Source organism: Erysipelothrix sp. strain 2 (EsS2-7-Brazil) (assembly GCF_016617655.1).
Taxonomy (GTDB): Bacteria; Bacillota_I; Bacilli_A; order Erysipelotrichales; family Erysipelotrichaceae; genus Erysipelothrix; species Erysipelothrix piscisicarius.
The window spans coordinates 39,138-55,598 of sequence record NZ_SCFT01000002.1; the positions used below are offsets into that span (position 1 = coordinate 39,138).

19 protein-coding genes and 10 tRNA genes are annotated in these 16,461 nt (G+C 36.7%); 15 read left to right on the forward strand and 14 right to left on the reverse strand.

The annotated features are described in order from the left end of the window. Positions 1–49 precede the first annotated feature (49 nt). The 3 genes from EPJ90_RS01185 to EPJ90_RS01195 all read right to left on the reverse strand — a co-directional run bounded on the left by EPJ90_RS01185 (position 50) and on the right by EPJ90_RS01195 (position 1,744). Positions 50–124 (reverse strand) — tRNA-Gln (locus tag EPJ90_RS01185). 150 nt (positions 125–274) lie between these two features. Then, positions 275–577, reverse strand: a complete 303-nt coding sequence (locus EPJ90_RS01190) for a hypothetical protein (RefSeq protein WP_125164844.1) — start codon at positions 575–577, stop codon at positions 275–277. 63 nt (positions 578–640) lie between these two features. Next, the gene (locus EPJ90_RS01195) at positions 641–1,744 is read right to left on the reverse strand and encodes an ABC transporter ATP-binding protein (protein ID WP_161637116.1); all 1,104 of its coding nucleotides are present in this window, start codon (positions 1,742–1,744) and stop codon (positions 641–643) included. 97 nt (positions 1,745–1,841) lie between these two features. On the opposite strand from EPJ90_RS01195, the gene EPJ90_RS01200 reads away from it, so the two are divergent. From EPJ90_RS01200 to EPJ90_RS01240, 9 genes are all read left to right on the forward strand, one after another. Then, on the forward strand, positions 1,842–2,669 hold the full coding sequence (locus EPJ90_RS01200) for a helix-turn-helix domain-containing protein (protein WP_161637118.1): 828 nt from the start codon (positions 1,842–1,844) through the stop codon (positions 2,667–2,669). A gap of 93 nt (positions 2,670–2,762) precedes the next feature. Continuing rightward, positions 2,763–3,743 carry a phosphate acetyltransferase gene (gene pta, locus EPJ90_RS01205; protein ID WP_125164847.1) on the forward strand — a complete coding sequence of 327 codons (981 nt, stop codon included), beginning with the start codon at positions 2,763–2,765 and terminating at the stop codon, positions 3,741–3,743. Between the two features lie 243 nt (positions 3,744–3,986). Beyond that, positions 3,987–4,062: transfer RNA gene (locus EPJ90_RS01210), tRNA-Val, on the forward strand. Between the two features lie 5 nt (positions 4,063–4,067). Continuing rightward, positions 4,068–4,143 (forward strand) — tRNA-Thr (locus tag EPJ90_RS01215). Between the two features lie 14 nt (positions 4,144–4,157). Next, positions 4,158–4,241, forward strand: a tRNA-Tyr gene (locus EPJ90_RS01220). Between the two features lie 7 nt (positions 4,242–4,248). Then, positions 4,249–4,324 (forward strand) — tRNA-Lys (locus EPJ90_RS01225). An 8-nt stretch (positions 4,325–4,332) separates the two neighbouring features. Beyond that, a tRNA-Gly gene (locus EPJ90_RS01230) sits at positions 4,333–4,406 on the forward strand. Between the two features lie 146 nt (positions 4,407–4,552). Next, a tRNA-Gly gene (locus tag EPJ90_RS01235) sits at positions 4,553–4,626 on the forward strand. A gap of 245 nt (positions 4,627–4,871) precedes the next feature. Next, on the forward strand, positions 4,872–5,699 hold the full coding sequence (locus EPJ90_RS01240; RefSeq protein ID WP_161637119.1) for an acyl-CoA acyltransferase: 828 nt from the start codon (positions 4,872–4,874) through the stop codon (positions 5,697–5,699). Positions 5,700–5,744: 45 nt separating this feature from the next. On the opposite strand, the gene glpK is transcribed toward EPJ90_RS01240, so the two are convergent. Further along, entirely contained in the window at positions 5,745–7,235 is a 1,491-nt protein-coding gene (gene glpK / locus EPJ90_RS01245; protein WP_200542463.1) for a glycerol kinase GlpK, read from the reverse strand. A gap of 204 nt (positions 7,236–7,439) precedes the next feature. On the opposite strand from glpK, the gene EPJ90_RS01250 reads away from it, so the two are divergent. The 6 genes from EPJ90_RS01250 to EPJ90_RS01275 all read left to right on the forward strand — a co-directional run bounded on the left by EPJ90_RS01250 (position 7,440) and on the right by EPJ90_RS01275 (position 9,364). Then, positions 7,440–7,515: transfer RNA gene (locus tag EPJ90_RS01250), tRNA-Val, on the forward strand. 18 nt (positions 7,516–7,533) lie between these two features. After that, positions 7,534–7,609, forward strand: a tRNA-Thr gene (locus EPJ90_RS01255). 4 nt (positions 7,610–7,613) lie between these two features. Further along, positions 7,614–7,689, forward strand: a tRNA-Lys gene (locus tag EPJ90_RS01260). Between the two features lie 158 nt (positions 7,690–7,847). After that, positions 7,848–8,198: a CidA/LrgA family protein gene (locus EPJ90_RS01265; protein ID WP_161637122.1), complete on the forward strand. Its 351-nt coding sequence runs from the start codon at positions 7,848–7,850 to the stop codon at positions 8,196–8,198. Beyond that, entirely contained in the window at positions 8,198–8,902 is a 705-nt protein-coding gene (locus EPJ90_RS01270) for an LrgB family protein (RefSeq protein ID WP_237558303.1), read from the forward strand. Before EPJ90_RS01265 ends, EPJ90_RS01270 begins: the two co-directional genes overlap by 1 nt. Positions 8,903–8,914: 12 nt before the next feature. After that, a complete protein-coding gene (locus tag EPJ90_RS01275; RefSeq protein WP_161637123.1) occupies positions 8,915–9,364 on the forward strand; it encodes a low molecular weight protein-tyrosine-phosphatase in 450 nt (149 codons plus the stop codon). An 8-nt stretch (positions 9,365–9,372) separates the two neighbouring features. Here the strand turns inward: EPJ90_RS01275 and EPJ90_RS01280 are convergent, their stop codons facing one another. The 10 genes from EPJ90_RS01280 to EPJ90_RS01325 all read right to left on the reverse strand — a co-directional run bounded on the left by EPJ90_RS01280 (position 9,373) and on the right by EPJ90_RS01325 (position 16,409). Beyond that, entirely contained in the window at positions 9,373–10,287 is a 915-nt protein-coding gene (locus EPJ90_RS01280; RefSeq protein ID WP_200542464.1) for a permease prefix domain 1-containing protein, read from the reverse strand. After that, positions 10,284–10,625, reverse strand: a complete 342-nt coding sequence (locus EPJ90_RS01285) for a PadR family transcriptional regulator (RefSeq protein ID WP_161637126.1) — start codon at positions 10,623–10,625, stop codon at positions 10,284–10,286. Before EPJ90_RS01285 ends, EPJ90_RS01280 begins: the two co-directional genes overlap by 4 nt. Positions 10,626–10,748: 123 nt before the next feature. Continuing rightward, positions 10,749–11,549, reverse strand: coding sequence for a metallophosphoesterase (locus EPJ90_RS01290; RefSeq protein WP_161637128.1), 801 nt, complete (start codon positions 11,547–11,549; stop codon positions 10,749–10,751). 56 nt (positions 11,550–11,605) lie between these two features. Further along, entirely contained in the window at positions 11,606–12,379 is a 774-nt protein-coding gene (locus EPJ90_RS01295) for a type III pantothenate kinase (protein ID WP_161637130.1), read from the reverse strand. 387 nt (positions 12,380–12,766) lie between these two features. Further along, entirely contained in the window at positions 12,767–12,919 is a 153-nt protein-coding gene (locus EPJ90_RS01300) for a hypothetical protein (RefSeq protein ID WP_003775800.1), read from the reverse strand. After that, positions 12,916–13,641, reverse strand: a complete 726-nt coding sequence (locus EPJ90_RS01305) for a hypothetical protein (RefSeq protein ID WP_200542465.1) — start codon at positions 13,639–13,641, stop codon at positions 12,916–12,918. Before EPJ90_RS01305 ends, EPJ90_RS01300 begins: the two co-directional genes overlap by 4 nt. Further along, positions 13,634–14,350, reverse strand: a complete 717-nt coding sequence (locus EPJ90_RS01310; RefSeq protein WP_244660361.1) for a beta-carotene 15,15'-monooxygenase — start codon at positions 14,348–14,350, stop codon at positions 13,634–13,636. Before EPJ90_RS01310 ends, EPJ90_RS01305 begins: the two co-directional genes overlap by 8 nt. Before the next feature lie 95 nt (positions 14,351–14,445). Next, positions 14,446–15,432 carry a CpaF/VirB11 family protein gene (locus tag EPJ90_RS01315; protein WP_244660362.1) on the reverse strand — a complete coding sequence of 329 codons (987 nt, stop codon included), beginning with the start codon at positions 15,430–15,432 and terminating at the stop codon, positions 14,446–14,448. Further along, complete coding sequence (locus tag EPJ90_RS01320) at positions 15,407–16,024, reverse strand: SAF domain-containing protein (protein ID WP_237558305.1); 618 nt, start codon at positions 16,022–16,024, stop codon at positions 15,407–15,409. Before EPJ90_RS01320 ends, EPJ90_RS01315 begins: the two co-directional genes overlap by 26 nt. Positions 16,025–16,088: 64 nt before the next feature. After that, entirely contained in the window at positions 16,089–16,409 is a 321-nt protein-coding gene (locus EPJ90_RS01325) for a hypothetical protein (RefSeq protein WP_200542468.1), read from the reverse strand. Positions 16,410–16,461: the final 52 nt, after the last annotated feature.

Genomic DNA, 16,461 nt, shown 5'->3' on the forward strand with positions numbered 1-16,461 from the left:
CATGAGACAAAAAAAACAAACAATGAAATTGTTTGTTTGATTATCATATTGGCTGGGCCACCTGGGATCGAACCAGGGAATGTCACAGTCAAAGTGTGATGCCTTACCGCTTGGCTATGGCCCAATATCTTTCCGTGTTTGCTTGTTTATTATAGCATAACACGTAGGCAATGCAAGGGGTAAAACACATTTTTTTATATAATTCTTAAACTTTTAAACATTACCTTCTAAATGTGATTTTCGTTCACGATTAACAAGCCAAATAACAGCATAATCATCGCACCACATAGTGATATACAATAAGTATCAACATCGGTAAGACAATAAAAAACATATCTGTAGAAACGCTTATCAGCTCCGAACGTTGTTTCTTATGATTACTTTTAGGATGTTTTTTCTCTTTACGACCTAGAATCACATTTCCAAGTCCAACCAAGACTATCCCCAATAAAACTAAAGACGCTAAGAACTCTAACATGGAATAAAATTGAAACGGTAGAACAAAACTTAATCCATAAGTAATTGCGGAAAGAATCAAACCTAATGCTATATAAATCATATTCTTATATTCTTTCATAGTTTCTCCTTATATATATATATATATAAGGGAAAAAGGAGACTGAGTCTCCTTGAATAAAACCTACTTAATAATATTTTCTGAATCAATGTCGAAGAAGTGACCTTTACTTAAGTTCATTGAGAGTTCAACTTCTTGACCTGAGCTATACGCTTCATTAACCCCAAGACGAGAAATAAAGTCTTGTCCGTCGATTGAAGCATGAACCATTGTTTCAGCTCCTAATAACTCTGATACAGAAATCAATGCCTTAACAATTGATTCCGGTTGTGAGTCAAGAACCAGTGGTTCATCATGAATATCTTCTGGGCGGATTCCAAAAATAACATCTTTTCCTTCATAACCATTATCTTGAAGGACTTTGTATTTTCCTTCTGGAATTGGTACATTTAGATTTTCACTTGCGATGAAGTGTCCATTTTCAACGCGTCCTTTAAAGAAGTTCATGGCCGGTGATCCGATGAATCCAGCTACGAATACATTATTTGGTGAATTGTAAACTTCTTTTGGCGTTCCGATTTGTTGTACAATTCCCTTTTTCATAATAACAATTCGGTCTGCCATTGTCATCGCTTCGGTTTGGTCATGAGTAACATAGATTGTTGTTGTTTTAAGACGTTGGTGTAATTTCGTAATTTCCGCACGCATTGCTACACGTAATTTCGCATCAAGGTTACTTAATGGCTCATCCATTAAGAATACTTCTGCATCACGAACAATCGCACGTCCAAGTGCAACACGTTGGCGTTCACCACCTGATAGCGCTGCTGGTTTACGATCTAAATAAGTATCCAAGCCTAAAATCTCAGCTGCATTTTTAACCGCCTTATCGATTTCATCTTTTGGTGTCTTACGAATCTTAAGACCAAAAGCCATATTGTCATACACTGTCATATGCGGATATAAAGCGTAGTTTTGGAAAACCATCGCAATATCACGATCTTTAGGTTCGACATCATTTACCAGACGATCTCCAATCCATAATTCACCAGAAGTAATATCTTCTAAACCTGCAATCATTCTTAATGTCGTTGATTTACCACATCCAGATGGCCCAACAAACACAATAAATTCTTGATCTTGAATTTCGAGATTAAAATCAACAACGGTATCGTGATCATTTTTGTCATATCGTTTATAAATACTCTTTAAGCTAATATTTGCCATATAATTATCCCCTTTTACTTTCTTAAATACATTATAATAAAGCGGTTACAAATATGATATAGTATTGTTGAACAAAGAAATTGTGCAAGGAGACCATATGACATTTAACGACCTACAAAAACTCTATCCCAGTGCTCGGGTAAGCCAAATTAATAATGCTTCCGAATCAGAGTTTGTGCTTTATGACGGATATCAATATTTGATGATTAATGTTTCTGTTCTCAACAAAACAGAGAAAGACTTATTATCCTTAATGTTTAAAGAAAAAGATCAAAAATCAATGTGGTATCAGCATCTTATCAACGGTGAGGCCTTGACGCTTGCATCTACCAAGTCTTATCATTTTATCCATTTTCATGTGAAGTATCTCAATCAAAATCATGACTTGTGGTTGAAAACGTTTAAGCACTTCTTTGAAAACCCATTAGATGCTTTCTATATTAATAATCATTCAGGTCTTGTGGTTTTAGATTCACGACTTTATGACTTAGAATCGCTTAAAGGGTTTATCGCTGCCTTGGATGATGATTTCTCTACAAACACATCCTTATATATAGGTTCCGATCGAATGATGAATGATGACTTGATTGCTTTATTTAAAGAAGAAACGTTGTTATTTCATAAGTCAGGCTACCCGGCACGTATTAATAACTTTTCAAATACTTACCTTCAAGCATATGTAACGCCACATATACGTTCCAGCTCAATTGGTTCCTCCATGCGACAACTCATTTTGTCACAAGATGATATGGTTGAAACAATTATTTGCATGTGGGAACACGAAGGTAATGTAACCTCTTCAGCGCAAGCACTATTTATACACAGAAATACGCTTAACTACCGTATTGATAAATTTCATGAATTGACCGGATTATCATTACGTCATTTGGATGATCTGCTTTTAGCATATCTTCTTGTTCTATAAATTGTTCTTTTTGGTTTCTTTTTAAGCCATTTTCTTTTACTCGTGAACATTTGGTGTATAATAAGTAAATGTATATAGGAGGTAAACTTACAAATGGATTTATTTGAAGGTTTAAAAGAAAAGATTTCCGGAAAAGACATTAAAGTTGTTTTTCCAGAAGGTGTTGATGCACGAATTATCGGTGCTGCAGTACGTTTAGCAGCTGATGGACTTTGTCATCCAATCATCTTAGGTAATAAAGAAGTAATTTTATCGTCAGCACAAGATTTAGGTTTCTTGATGGATAAAGTAGAGATTATCGATCCAGAAACTTACCCTGAAGACAAAAAAGAAGCAATGGTTGATGCCCTTGTGGAACGTCGTAAAGGTAAATTAGCTAAAGAAGATGCTTACGAATGGATTAAAAATGTAAACTACTTTGGAACAATGTTAACGTATATGGGAGATGCTGATGCTATGGTGAGTGGTGCAATTCACTCAACAGGTGATACAGTGCGTCCAGCATTACAAATTATTAAGACAAAACCTGGTGTGAGTCGTACAAGTGGTGCATTTATTATTTTCAAACGTCATGAATCATACTTATTCTCAGACTGTGCCATCAACATCAACCCTAGTTCACAAGAATTAGCAGAAATTGCTGTTGAAAGTGCAAAAACAGCTGAACTCTTTGATATCGACCCAATTGTATCACTCTTAAGTTTCTCAACTAAAGGTTCTGCAAAGAGTGAAGAAGTTGATAAAGTTGTGGAAGCAACACGTATCGCTCAAGAGCTTGCGCCTGAATATCAAATTGATGGAGAATTGCAATTTGATGCATCATTTGTGCCTACAGTTGCTCAATTAAAAGCTCCTGAATCAAGTGTAGCAGGTAATGCCCGTGTATTTATCTTCCCAGATCTTCAATCCGGAAATATTGGATATAAGATTGCACAACGTCTTGGTGGATATGAAGCAATTGGACCAATTCTTCAAGGTCTAAACAAACCAGTATCTGACTTATCACGTGGATGTGTTGAAGAAGATGTTTATAAACTTGCAATTATTACTGCAGCTCAAACATTAATTAAATAATATCGGACACTCTTCGGAGTGTTCTTTTATTTTTGTGGACTCAGATTAAGATAAGAAATACACTATAAATATGCATAATAATGCTTTAAAAAGGGCTTATTGTACCTTTTAAAGAACCTTTTCACATTTAATAAAAACTTTATTCAAATATTTGAAATAAATCGACTTTTAGTGTTGACTATATCAAGAAGCGTATGGTATATTATTAAGGCGTTAAGGAATACAAACAAACGCAACAGACCTGGAGGTTTAGCTCAGTTGGGAGAGCATCTGCCTTACAAGCAGAGGGTCAGCGGTTCGAGCCCGTTAACCTCCACCATATTTGCCGACTTAGCTCAATTGGTAGAGCAACTGATTTGTAATCAGTAGGTTGGGGGTTCAAGTCCTCTAGTCGGCACCATTTTGAATAAGAATGGGGAGATAGCGAAGTGGCTAAACGCGGGTGACTGTAAATCATCTCCTTAGGGTTCGGCGGTTCGAATCCGTCTCTCCCCACCATTCTTTTGTCTCGTTAGCTCAGGTGGTAGAGCAACTGACTTTTAATCAGTGGGTCGTAGGTTCGAGTCCTACACGAGACACCATTCAAAATGCGGGTGTAGTTTAATGGTAAAACTCCAGCCTTCCAAGCTGGCTACGGGAGTTCGATTCTCCTCACCCGCTCCAATTATATAAAACCTAAATCGTTTATGACGATTTTTTTATTTGTCTCATCAGATTTCTAAATTTTTTTAATAAAAAACATATTTTTTATTCATCTCATATTTACAATTTTGATGATATTTGTTAGAATAACTAAGCAAGCAATCCTTGCGGGTGTAGTTTAATGGTAAAACTCCAGCCTTCCAAGCTGGCTACGGGAGTTCGATTCTCCTCACCCGCTCCAATTATATTTATAACAACCGTATGTACGGTTTTTTTTTGCTGTTTTTTATTCGTTTTATATATATTCTGATCCAATATCCTCATAGTATTGCTCAGATTCCAGAACTGATTGACTTCATATTTTTCACTCGTTATGATAAAAGTGCTCAAGATATGTGATCGAAAGCAAAAGCAGAATTCATGTTCTGCTTTTTTTACCTTTAACTTACTTCATATCCAAGTTATAATAGTCGAAAGGAGATTTATATGATACGTATATGTGATGCAATGGATTTGGACGACGCAATAGACTATGCATGGTCTCATCAATCAAATCCTTTAACTCAATCATTTCCAAAATATAAGACAAAATCAGAACTCTCAAAAATCATTAAGAAATCGCTTTGCCTTGCTAAATTCAACGATCATCAGGAAATTGTTGGATTTGGTGCATTCGCAATTGCAGAAGACGATTGCATTATGCAAACCGTAGCAGGTATCTATGCTTCGAATGATTACCAAGCAGTGTTAAGGGCATTTATTGATTATTTAAAAGCTGCGTTCCCAAGCTATCAATTACTTTGCGGTTTTCCAATCTCAAATCAAACCGCTTTAGAGGCTTACGATGATTTCGATGCGAATCTAATCGATGATTGTACTGTAATGACCTTAGATGTCGAACGCATTCCAAAATTGAAGCACGCTACTTTGCATATGGAACCTTTACTTGAATCGAACGAACAGCGATTTAAGCACCATCACGACCAGGTAAACCCCGATATTTTTTGGTCTGCAGATAAAATATTTAGAAATAAGAAACCATGGTTTGTTTTTCTAGAAATGAGTAATCAATCCGTGGTAGGTTCCATCACATTAAAAAAATACAACCATATCTATGCAGAGGTATTTTCGTTTTATTCAAGCATGGAGTCCGCATATGAATTCTTGAACCGTTCTGTAAGGTATTGCGCAGATCAAGGAATCGAAGAAATACTCTTCTTCGTAGATACCGAAAACGCTATCGCCCTTGCTGCCGCTACAGCGAATGGTTTTAGAGAACAAGACCATTATTTTAGTTTTAAGATTTCCCTTTAAAATATTTCCTGGGTGATTTTTAAGAACAAATAAAAACACACGCATTTATTGCGTGTGTTTTTTTGTTAATGTTTTTCCGATAGCACGATGCCACTCTGATAATTTAAGTTGTCGTTTCTCATCATCAATTCTTGAGTCCCACGAAGTATTTTTTGTGCGCACATCAATAAATGCCGCTTTATCTTTAAAAAAACCTGTCTGTAAGCCCGCTAAGAAACAAGCACCAAGGGATGTAGACTCCGACGTAAAGGATCGTTGTACATTCACATTTAAAAGGTCAGCTTGAAATTGCATCAAGAAATTATTGTTTGATGCACCGCCGTCAACTTTAAGGGATGTGATGTTAATGTTTGAGTCTTCTTCCATCGCCTTCATAATATCATAGCTTTGAAAAGCAATTGATTCTAACGCCGCTCGAATGATGTGATTTTTGTTTGTACCTCGGGTCAATCCAAATATGGTCCCTGTTGCATCCATATCCCAATAAGGTGCACCCAAACCAGTGAGTGCAGGAACAAAGTAAACACCCCCGCAATCACGGACTTTTTGGGCGAAGTATTCCACATCAGAGGCATCATCAATAATCCCCAATTCGTCACGCAACCATTGAATCACAGCGCCCGCAATAAACACCGACCCTTCTAAGGCATATTCTATCTTCCCATTTAGCCCAATCGCAATGGTTGTAAGCAAGCCATTCTCACTCTCTACAAATCGTTCTTTTGTGTTCATAAGTAAGAAGCAACCCGTTCCATATGTATTTTTCACATCTCCCGAATTGAAACACGTCTGTCCAAATAAAGCCGCTTGTTGGTCCCCTACAACACTGGAAATTGGAATTTGATACCCTTGAATGTTTGTATAGCCATATAAATGACTGCTGTCAAACACGTGGGGCAGCATGGACCTTGGAATATCCAATGCACTTAAGATGGTGTCATCCCACTCTAAATCCCTTATATTATAGAGCATTGTTCTTGAGGCATTTGTATAATCTGTAGCATGAATTTTGCCTCCCGTGAGATTATAAAGCAGCCATGAATCAACAGTTCCAAATAACAATTCTCCTCGATCTGCTTGTTCCCGCGCCCCTTCAACATGATCAAGAATCCATTTCACTTTAGTTCCTGAAAAATAGGCATCAACAATTAGACCCGTATGTTTTTTAATATAATCTGATAATCCGAGATCTTTGAGGTCTTCACAAATTGGAGCGGTACGACGACATTGCCATACTATCGCATTATAGATGGGGCGCCCCGTATTTTTATTCCACACAACCGTTGTTTCACGTTGATTTGTAATTCCAATCGTTTCAATATGCTCGGGTCCAATACCCGCACGTGCTAAAACTTCATTTAAAACACCACTTTGTGTCGCCCAAATTTCCATGGGGTCTTGTTCGACCCACCCTTGTTTGGGATAGATCTGTGTGGTCTCTGTCTGTGCTTTCGCAATAATATTGTATTCTTTATCGAAAATGATGGCACGCGAACTTGTTGTTCCTTGATCTAGTGTAATAATATAGTCCTTCATGATTATCTCCTTACATGATTTTATTATACCATTCTAGTTCTGTTCTTATGTGAGTATTTGTAGGTTAAGGTTATTTTAATCCTCAATATGTGGAGAATAAATCACGTTTTGAATATTTAACCATAATATTTCATTTTTTCACTTTTTTTGCTTTACATTGTTCAGTTTGTTTGTTAATATAGTAAAGCATTAAGGAAGTAATTCGGAGGTTTAGCTCAGTTGGGAGAGCATCTGCCTTACAAGCAGAGGGTCAGCGGTTCGAGCCCGTTAACCTCCACCATTTTTTTTTGCTCAAACTGCCGACTTAGCTCAATTGGTAGAGCAACTGATTTGTAATCAGTAGGTTGGGGGTTCAAGTCCTCTAGTCGGCACCATAATGTCTCGTTAGCTCAGGTGGTAGAGCAACTGACTTTTAATCAGTGGGTCGTAGGTTCGAGTCCTACACGAGACACCATTTAATTTAAAAATATAAGCATCGTTTTCGATGTTTTTTTTGTGCTCACATCTTTCTCCATACAAATAATTTCTACAGAAAGCGATAACATCATGTTTTTTTACACAATACTTCGGAAAAGTGATAAAATGTATGCAGTTTTATTAAGGAGATTTCTTATGAACATACTTAGTCAATTATTTTTAATCCTTGCATTTTCTTATGCTGGCGAAACACTTACAACCCTCCTTCATCTTCCAGTTCCAGGAAGTATCGTTGGGCTTTTTCTTTTATTCGGTGCACTTCAATTTAAACTTATTAAAGTCAAGCACGTTGAGGAATCTGGTTCGTGGCTTAAAAATAATATGGCATTTCTCTTTGTACCTGCAACGGTTGGAATTATGCCTTACTTTGATATTATTCAAAAATCATGGATAAATATTACGATCATCTTAATTTGTTCGACCTTGATTACCTATATCGTTACAGGTCTCGTCGCAGAGTTTTTAAATAAGAAGGGAGTGCATTAATGATGAATTCACTCTTTAACAATCCTTTATTTGGTCTTGTACTCACTTTCGGTGTTTATTTAGGTTCTCAAAAACTCCAAAAAAAGTTTAAATCCCCGCTATTAAATCCACTTCTTATCACTTCCCTAGCAATTATTGTAATGCTCACGGTATTTGGTATTGACTACGAAAATTATAACCAAGGTGGAAAATTTTTAACAGCGTTAATTGGGCCCGCAACTGTAGCCCTCGCAATTCCCCTTTATAATAATCTTGATCTCCTCAAAAAATATAAAAAATTAGTCTTGATAAGTACGCTAACCGGTGTCATTGTACACGCAGTGTGTATTCTGATTTTATCTCTAGTTTTAAATCTTGATTCTCAAATGATTGCAACTGTTATTCCAAAATCTGTAACGACCGCAATCGCCGCAGATGTTGCGCTGAGTTTAGGTGGTCTTAAGACGCTTACAATATGCATTGTGATTGTGACTGGAATCCTTGGTGCCGCACTTGCTCCAATTCTTAATAAGGTCTTTCACATCGATAATCCCTTAGCGCAAGGTCTTGCTTTAGGAACTGCCGCACATGCAGTAGGAACTTCTAAAGCAATTGAGATGGGTGAGTTACAAGGAACAATGGCGACTTTATCTCTCATTCTTACAGGACTTGTTACCGTAGCGTTGAGTCCACTAACATTGAAAATTATAACTGCTATAATATAGTAGAGGTGAATTATGAAACATATTTTATTTGTATGTCTAGGTAATATTTGCCGTTCTCCGATGGCAGAAGGAATTTTTAAAGATTTATATGGTGATAAGTATGTCGTGAAATCAGCAGCAACGAGTTCTTGGGAGCATGGAAATCCGGTCCACCCCGGAACTGCATCGATTTTAGAAGCGATGGGAATTTCCTGTAAGGGTATGACCTCTTCACAAATCACAATTGAAGATTTCTATCATTATGACTATATCATCGGAATGGACAAAAGCAATATCCAAAATCTTTTAAAAATCGCACCCAAAGGTACTGAACACAAGATTCATTTGTTTTTGGATCAAGTTGATGACTTAAAAGGACATGAGGTTCCAGATCCTTATTATACCGGAGATTTCGAAGAGACTAAGGCTCTTGTTTTACGAGGTTCACACGCTTGGGATCAATATCTTAGTAAAAAAGAATAAACTTTTGTTTATTCTTTTTTTATGCTTTTAATTAATTCTCCAACTAAGGCAATTATTGGAAAGATAATCCAACCGGGATGCCATAAGTTCATGGTGAAGCCAAGAATAAGGTAAACCATTGACGCTAACCCCATTAGAATTCCCGTTATGTTTTCAAGTCGCTCTTCCCGTTCTAATGTTTCTTTTAAACTTGAAGACTGCGCCTTACTTTTAGCCCACTCATAACGTGTTGTCAGTGCATCAATATGAGTTTTATTAACACCCGCATTAATAAATAATACGACCGCAACTGCGGTAATACTCATAAACACTAAAGGGGCGTACTCGCTAACAAACAAATATTCTTCCAAATACACAACTGAAAACACTGCGATGATACAGAGGGCAACACCCAAAACAATTGAACGAATAAATGTAGGTTGATTGTCTTTTTTGATTTGATCAATTCGTTGATATTGAACTGAGTCCACAATCCCTTTATTCGTAATATCGTCATAGGTTGCATAGATCATGCCATAGTATACAAAGAGGGTTACGCCCACAATCAGAGATAAAAAGAAAATTATTAAATTATTGAAAGACGCTGTTGCGCCTATACCAACCATAATGACCGCAACCCCTAATGAAATCATCATCGCGAATCGCTTAATAAAGTTGAGATATGCTTCAACTCGTGTAGCTTCCAGATAAACATTCACTTCATCATCAGCCATGTTTAAATCTAAGGCCTCTTTCAGTTCATCAATACTGCCAAACTCTCCAATTACCAAACCAATTGCTTCCGACTCTCCTTTTCCTTCTTCAATATACTGATTGAATTTTAATTCCATTGAGTCGGTTATGTTCATTTTTAGTTTTACAACTTCATCTGTTTGTGGCAGTGATTTAAACATCACTTCGATATAATCTAATATTTGATTCATAAGGTGTCCTCCTGATTTTGTGTAAAAATATCAATAATTTCTTTTACGAGATTCCACTCAACACACTTCTCTAGATAGTATTGATTTCCTAAATCTGTAATATGATAGTACGTTCGTTGGCGTCCTTTGGTTTCGTCACCACCGCTGTAAGATTTGATATACCCATTTTTCTCGAGACGCGCAAATGTGGAATAGAGCGTTGTTTCTTTTATTATGTACTTTCGATTGGATAGCTCTTGGATTTTTTGACCAATTTCATATCCATAGGAATCATTTGTGCGTAAGATATAAAGAACAATCGTATCGTTGTATCCACGCATTACATCACTACTTAACATTAAACCACCTCTACTTCATCTGTCGTAGTAAATATAACACATCTACTACGACAGGTAAAGTAGTTTTGTGATTTTTGTCCATTCTCCACAAAAAAAACCAACTGCGAATGCAATTGGTCTTGTTTAAAAATCGATGACAACAATTTCAGGTCGAGCAAAGAGACGCATCGGAAGGACATCCACCGTTCCTCCAACACCTGAAGTTATATAGATACTCATATGATCATCATGGACCATTCCGTAGCGATAGCGCTGTCCATACTCACTATGATTCGCAGCTGGAGCATAGAGACCAAAGAATGTTAGTTGTCCACCATGGAGATGACCCGCTAATGCGATGTCAATATCAGCACCCTTACTGAGTTTGGGTGCATAATCAGGGTTATGTGTAACAAGAAGATTCAGACTGTTATCATACTCAGGAAGTTTTATTTTACCGCGTTTATAGTCATCCACACCAATGATATTCATACCATGAAATCGAACTGTTTCGTTCTTAATCACCTGAACGTCAGCGTATTTCAAACCTTCAAGCGATGTTTCAAGATCACGATAATCATGATTACCAAGAACTCCAATTTTAGGTGCTTCAATTTCTTTTAAGTAATCAAAAATTCGTGTGTTTCTACGATGTTTTTGATGAATATAATCCCCACCAAGAATGACTAAGTCTGGTTCAAGCTGATTTGTTTTATCGACTACGTTTTGGGCTGCGTGGTCCAGAAAATTACGGGCGCGATGATCGAATTGAAAATCAGACAGGAAGATAATTCGCTTTCCACGCAATTGTTCGGGAATTTCTTTTTTAATTTTAAAGTCTTTTACATTAATCTGTTTCGTTTTAAGCCAATAGTACTCAATCATTCCATAAACGATCAATACTATGACTAGGATTAAAATAAATAATATTAGTTTAAATACCATACGTTACTCCATTCATAAACTTATCGAAAGTTCGGAAACAAACTATATCATGTTCACTATTCATTGTCATTAATGATACTTGTTGATTTCAAATCCCTTCGTTGATACAGAATTCTCAATCCGTCATTCAGTAAATCAGGATTATAAATAAATTCTTTCATTTGGCTATGGATAAGTTGAGCATACCCGCCCGTAATGATTTTGGTGCATTCCATGCCCAATTCTTTCTCCATCATCATTGCAAGTCCACTTATTTGAGCTATTAATCCATATGTAATCCCCGATTGAATACAATGCTCTGTATTGGTTCCAATTACATGGACTGGGATGTCCAACGCCACCTCCGGAAGGTGGGGAATATATTGTATTAACGCATCCAGTGATGTTTGTAAACCTGGAATAATTGCACCACCCATAAAGGAACCATCCGCGTCAATCACACTTAATTTTGATGCACTTCCAATATCTGCAATTATCATCGGCGCTTGATATTGTGCATAAGCACCAACAGCCGTCGCAATGAAATCCGCACCTATCTCATGAGGTTTATCTAATTTAACCCTAAAGTTTTTGGTGTTTTCGATTGACACACAATGAATATCACATTGAAACTGTTTTACCAAAACATCCATAATTGCTTGAGTGATACTTGGTACAACACTTGAAAGGACTACAGCATCAACCTTCGTTTCAATCGTTTCAAAAACTGAAGTATAGTATTTAAGTACATCTTTTTTTTCTGTGATTACTCTTTTTTTATAAACGCTTTCGTTATCAACATAACCAATTAGAACAGTATTTGAGTTACCAACATCGATTGTTAAGATCATAGCCTTACCTCTTTTCATAATTACCATACACCATTTCATCATATTATTCTATAATTCATGATACAGAAAATCATGTCTGTATCATGTACGTAAGCCCGAAATCTTCCAATTTCATCGGTAAGTCTATGAAGAACAAAGAAATGTTTTTCATCAGTATGATCCGGTATCGCTCACCTTCTTGTGCTACTTGAATTGAGGTGCCTTTGCACATCTCTAAATCCGATGTGTTGATTTTTATACTGTGAAAATGGTTCATTCTCGAAATCACGTGTTCCTTACACAGCGCCAAGTTATTTTGGTTTCGATTCAAATCAACAATACAAAGAAAAAAACACATCGAAAGCATCAGTATTAAGATTTGTAGGTATCCTTCAAGGGCTTGTTTCATTAATTACGTGTTGTCATTGTTTGCCACTGGTTAAGTAGTGTGGTTTTGAGCACGTCTTTAAATTCATTCGAAAAGACGATCATCCCCGTAGCAATGACTGTTACCACAAGGACTAAACCATATTCCTCAAAAAATGCTTTTATACAACTCACCCCCCTTCCATAAGTGAGACAACCACAAGTCCCATTAAAAGTAAAAACAATAAGCCTACACAAATTAGTGGAATTAATCCCAGCGCACTCACATGGGTTATTCTTACTTCTTTTTTTTGATTTCGAGAAAACATTAACCAATGATGCGACTCGACAATCATGGCATTGAGCCGTATGGTTGCATCATTGGTTCCTGAAACGCTGACGCGATGAAGCACCTTCATAACCTTTCTCACCTCTAAACTATCATAGTCTTTTAGGAAATTATGATATGGACCAATCGAAGATGGCTGTACCTCAATACCTCTTACAAGTTCTTTAATCGAGCCGCGCAATGATTTTGGGGCAATGGGATAACTCAACTTAATTGCTTGATAAACCGTATTGTACGCTAAAAGGCACTGCAGTTCTCTTAACCACATTGGAAACTCATAGAGTAACAGCTCAAGTTGTTTTTTATACTGACGATAGACGTTCAAGTAAATCATTCCCTCTAAAAGCAGAAGCATTATGATACCACTCAAAAGAACTTTTCCACCAACTAAAATAAATGGAACAAGTATAAACATGAGGTTCTTATGAAGTTTCATGTACGTTGATGGATTTTCTTGTGTTATCCGTTTAAATCGATGATATCTACGAAGCAACAGCGCATCAAATAAAGGATCTTTGACGGCATGAATAAAGAAAATATAAACGAAACTCACACACGTTCTAATCAATACATTCTTCCTCACAAATCCATGATGCCTTCATCCCTTTCATGGCTTCCATCAATACAATTAAAATTACGATAAGAAATCCAGTCACTGTGTATTGGTAAAACAAAGAATGATTAATGGGTACGGTCTCACGTAGCATTCCAATTGAAAGATAAGCAATCCCTACACTCATTACTATAAGAAGCAAAACTTTTAATCGCATTCCCAAAAGTTCTTGATTTAACTTCTCAGTGTATACCTTCCATTGATCGAGATCTTCCTCATAACTAAGAAGTGCGTGATCAAGACCCGCATTTCCATATGTTTCAGCCATCTCCATGATCACCGCAAGGGTCACAACTAAGTAATGTGGAGAGACGCGTTTATAAGCTTGTATCAATGATTCTCCCGAATTTATCGCCTCTAGAATAACTTCGGTATAGCAGTGAAATTCAGGTTCGATGCTTGCAAGGTGTTCTAAGCATGGCAAGGCTTTCTCCCAGTTTCGAAAAAAAGATGCATTCGAACTTAAAAATAGATACAGCGACTCAAAGGCAATTTTTTGATTTTGATAACAGCAAAGAATGTGAAGTTGAAACACACCACAGCATAATGCGAATCCACTTAGGAGTAGAATGAGAGTGGCTTTTAGTTTGAATATCGTCCCTAGATAAATAATCAACAATAATAAAATCGCTCCCATAAGATACAATGTGCACATTTTATCCATGCCGGTATAAAGATGTGGTTTTGTGATGCGTTTTATTGCTTGACTAAAATCACTACGATTTTTGTAGATATAAATTAGTAAGATTCCTATAAGTATCACCATTTGACACCATACAATTCTGCTTTTTCTTTAATCAACTCTGGTATTTTGGCCTGAAGCCGTTTTCCTTTAAAAGAATAGAGACGATAGTGACCTTCTCGTGTAAAAACTACAATTTCACGAATAAATCGTTGAATGCCATTCGCGCATATTTTTAAATCAATATGAATCCCAATATTAATCGCGTCAAATATTTTCTGTTCATTGATGTATTCTGTAACAGGTGTCATTTGCTGAATCCGATCTGGTATTTCCATTGCACTTCGAGCATGCACTGTACTCATTACACTTGCACCCGTTGAAATACATCTCAATAAATCAACAATCTCAGCACCGCGAACTTCACTCAATAATAGCCAATTCGGTCTTTGTCGCAAACACGCTTTAATTGCATGCGAATAGCTAAATCGTTCATCAACCTTAATTTCAACAGTATCGAGCGTTGGGTAGATTTGCTTAAGATGCAATTCATAAGAATCCTCGATTGTAATAATTCGTTCATCACGACTAATATATCCCGCTAAAAACTTTATAAGTTCTGTTTTCCCAGCTCCAGGCAGTCCACTCACTAAAATATTGCACTTAGACCGAACTGCATATTTCAGAAATTTTAACGCCGATATGCTCATATATGAGGAAGCCCCAATATACGCTTCACTTAAGCGTAGTTTATAAGTTGTCTTTCGAATCGAAACGCTTAAAAATCGGGTAATGCTTGGATGAATCACACTTATCCGCAAATGATTAAAATCCGTTTCTAAGACAGGGTGTTGCTGATTAATGGGTAAATTAACGATGTTTGACAGACGTGAACAAATCCTCCACATGACTTCGTGACTGGAAAAATTACGATGAACGAGTCTACCTCTCACAAGATCATCGATCCATAAATCAACGCCATTAAAATTAATATCTGTAATATTTTCATCTTCCACAAAGGGGGTTAAGGGTCCAAAATCAAAGATTGATGTTAAAATGTTCAACCACCTCTTTTTGTAGATCATTAATAACGTGAGGAATCCCGCTACAAATAACGACTGACAAGTCACCCATTTCCAATGCTTTATGAACAATATTCTCTAATTTTTGCGGGATTGCAAAACTGAGTACATTGGGTTGTTTTCCGGCTTCAATCTCATGTCCATCACGATCACGTACATTCACAATACGCACTCCTTTTAATAATGGAATTATCTTCCCTGAGCCATCAAACTCTCGCACTCGTACGCTTAGATTCACGTAATCACCGGCCCTCAAGAGATTACCACCCGTATTTACCATTGATGCTTCCGCACTCATTAGCACCTCTTCAGGTTCAAGTAATAATAGCGGCTTACCTTGTGAATCATCAAAATGCTCAAAATCACGACGATCCAAAATTTGCCCTTTGTAAAGAGTATGACCTAAACGTACATATCGTCCAACGATATTTTCCTTTGTACGGATCATCGTTTCATTAAGAATTTTCTTTGGAATTGATATTTCTTCCAAATGATGCGCTTCAATTTTTTCTCGTTGCACTAAATCCGTATTAAGACGATATACTTTTTCAAATTGACACCGAATTCGCGTCATAATTTCAACCAAACTCCCCAGCATAATAATAGATAGCACCGCCAAAAAGACTCGTTTTTTTATACTAAAATCCCTCCTCAATCATTAATTCTCCAAAGGTAACTTCCCAGCCTGCTATTTTTGTTTTATACATGACTTGGATTAATTTTGGATAAAAATGGTATGTAATATCAAGAACCTCCCCCTGTTGATCTTTCATAAGATTTAAAAACTTCGACTCGAGATGATCAGTGGGTTGCATTTCTGTCATTAACGTTTCTAAAGCATTGCGATATTGGAATCGTTTTTGTTGGTATTCACGCTTAAAGACAGAATAGGAAACCATCAGGGCCAAGAGCATCATCATCACAACAGTATAGCCATACGCTAAAACAATACCTTTCATAAATCACCCACTTCTAATTAATTCAAAATCATTGATTTCCCTTTTAAAAATA

What these genes read in the sequence shown, in the direction of transcription:
- EPJ90_RS01325 (WP_200542468.1), bottom strand. Translation starts at nt 16,409, where the DNA reads ATGAAAGGTATTGTTTTAGCGTATGGCTATACTGTTGTGATGATGATG.
- EPJ90_RS01320 (WP_237558305.1), bottom strand. Translation starts at nt 16,024, where the DNA reads ATGACGCGAATTCGGTGTCAATTTGAAAAAGTATATCGTCTTAATACG.
- glpK (WP_200542463.1), bottom strand. Translation starts at nt 7,235, where the DNA reads ATGAAGGACTATATTATTACACTAGATCAAGGAACAACAAGTTCGCGT.
- EPJ90_RS01240 (WP_161637119.1), top strand. Translation starts at nt 4,872, where the DNA reads ATGATACGTATATGTGATGCAATGGATTTGGACGACGCAATAGACTAT.
- pta (WP_125164847.1), top strand. Translation starts at nt 2,763, where the DNA reads ATGGATTTATTTGAAGGTTTAAAAGAAAAGATTTCCGGAAAAGACATT.
- EPJ90_RS01190 (WP_125164844.1), bottom strand. Translation starts at nt 577, where the DNA reads ATGAAAGAATATAAGAATATGATTTATATAGCATTAGGTTTGATTCTT.
- EPJ90_RS01265 (WP_161637122.1), top strand. Translation starts at nt 7,848, where the DNA reads ATGAACATACTTAGTCAATTATTTTTAATCCTTGCATTTTCTTATGCT.
- EPJ90_RS01195 (WP_161637116.1), bottom strand. Translation starts at nt 1,744, where the DNA reads ATGGCAAATATTAGCTTAAAGAGTATTTATAAACGATATGACAAAAAT.
- EPJ90_RS01310 (WP_244660361.1), bottom strand. Translation starts at nt 14,350, where the DNA reads ATGGATAAAATGTGCACATTGTATCTTATGGGAGCGATTTTATTATTG.
- EPJ90_RS01275 (WP_161637123.1), top strand. Translation starts at nt 8,915, where the DNA reads ATGAAACATATTTTATTTGTATGTCTAGGTAATATTTGCCGTTCTCCG.
- EPJ90_RS01270 (WP_237558303.1), top strand. Translation starts at nt 8,198, where the DNA reads ATGATGAATTCACTCTTTAACAATCCTTTATTTGGTCTTGTACTCACT.
- EPJ90_RS01295 (WP_161637130.1), bottom strand. Translation starts at nt 12,379, where the DNA reads ATGATCTTAACAATCGATGTTGGTAACTCAAATACTGTTCTAATTGGT.
- EPJ90_RS01290 (WP_161637128.1), bottom strand. Translation starts at nt 11,549, where the DNA reads ATGGTATTTAAACTAATATTATTTATTTTAATCCTAGTCATAGTATTG.
- EPJ90_RS01200 (WP_161637118.1), top strand. Translation starts at nt 1,842, where the DNA reads ATGACATTTAACGACCTACAAAAACTCTATCCCAGTGCTCGGGTAAGC.
- EPJ90_RS01280 (WP_200542464.1), bottom strand. Translation starts at nt 10,287, where the DNA reads ATGAATCAAATATTAGATTATATCGAAGTGATGTTTAAATCACTGCCA.
- EPJ90_RS01285 (WP_161637126.1), bottom strand. Translation starts at nt 10,625, where the DNA reads ATGTTAAGTAGTGATGTAATGCGTGGATACAACGATACGATTGTTCTT.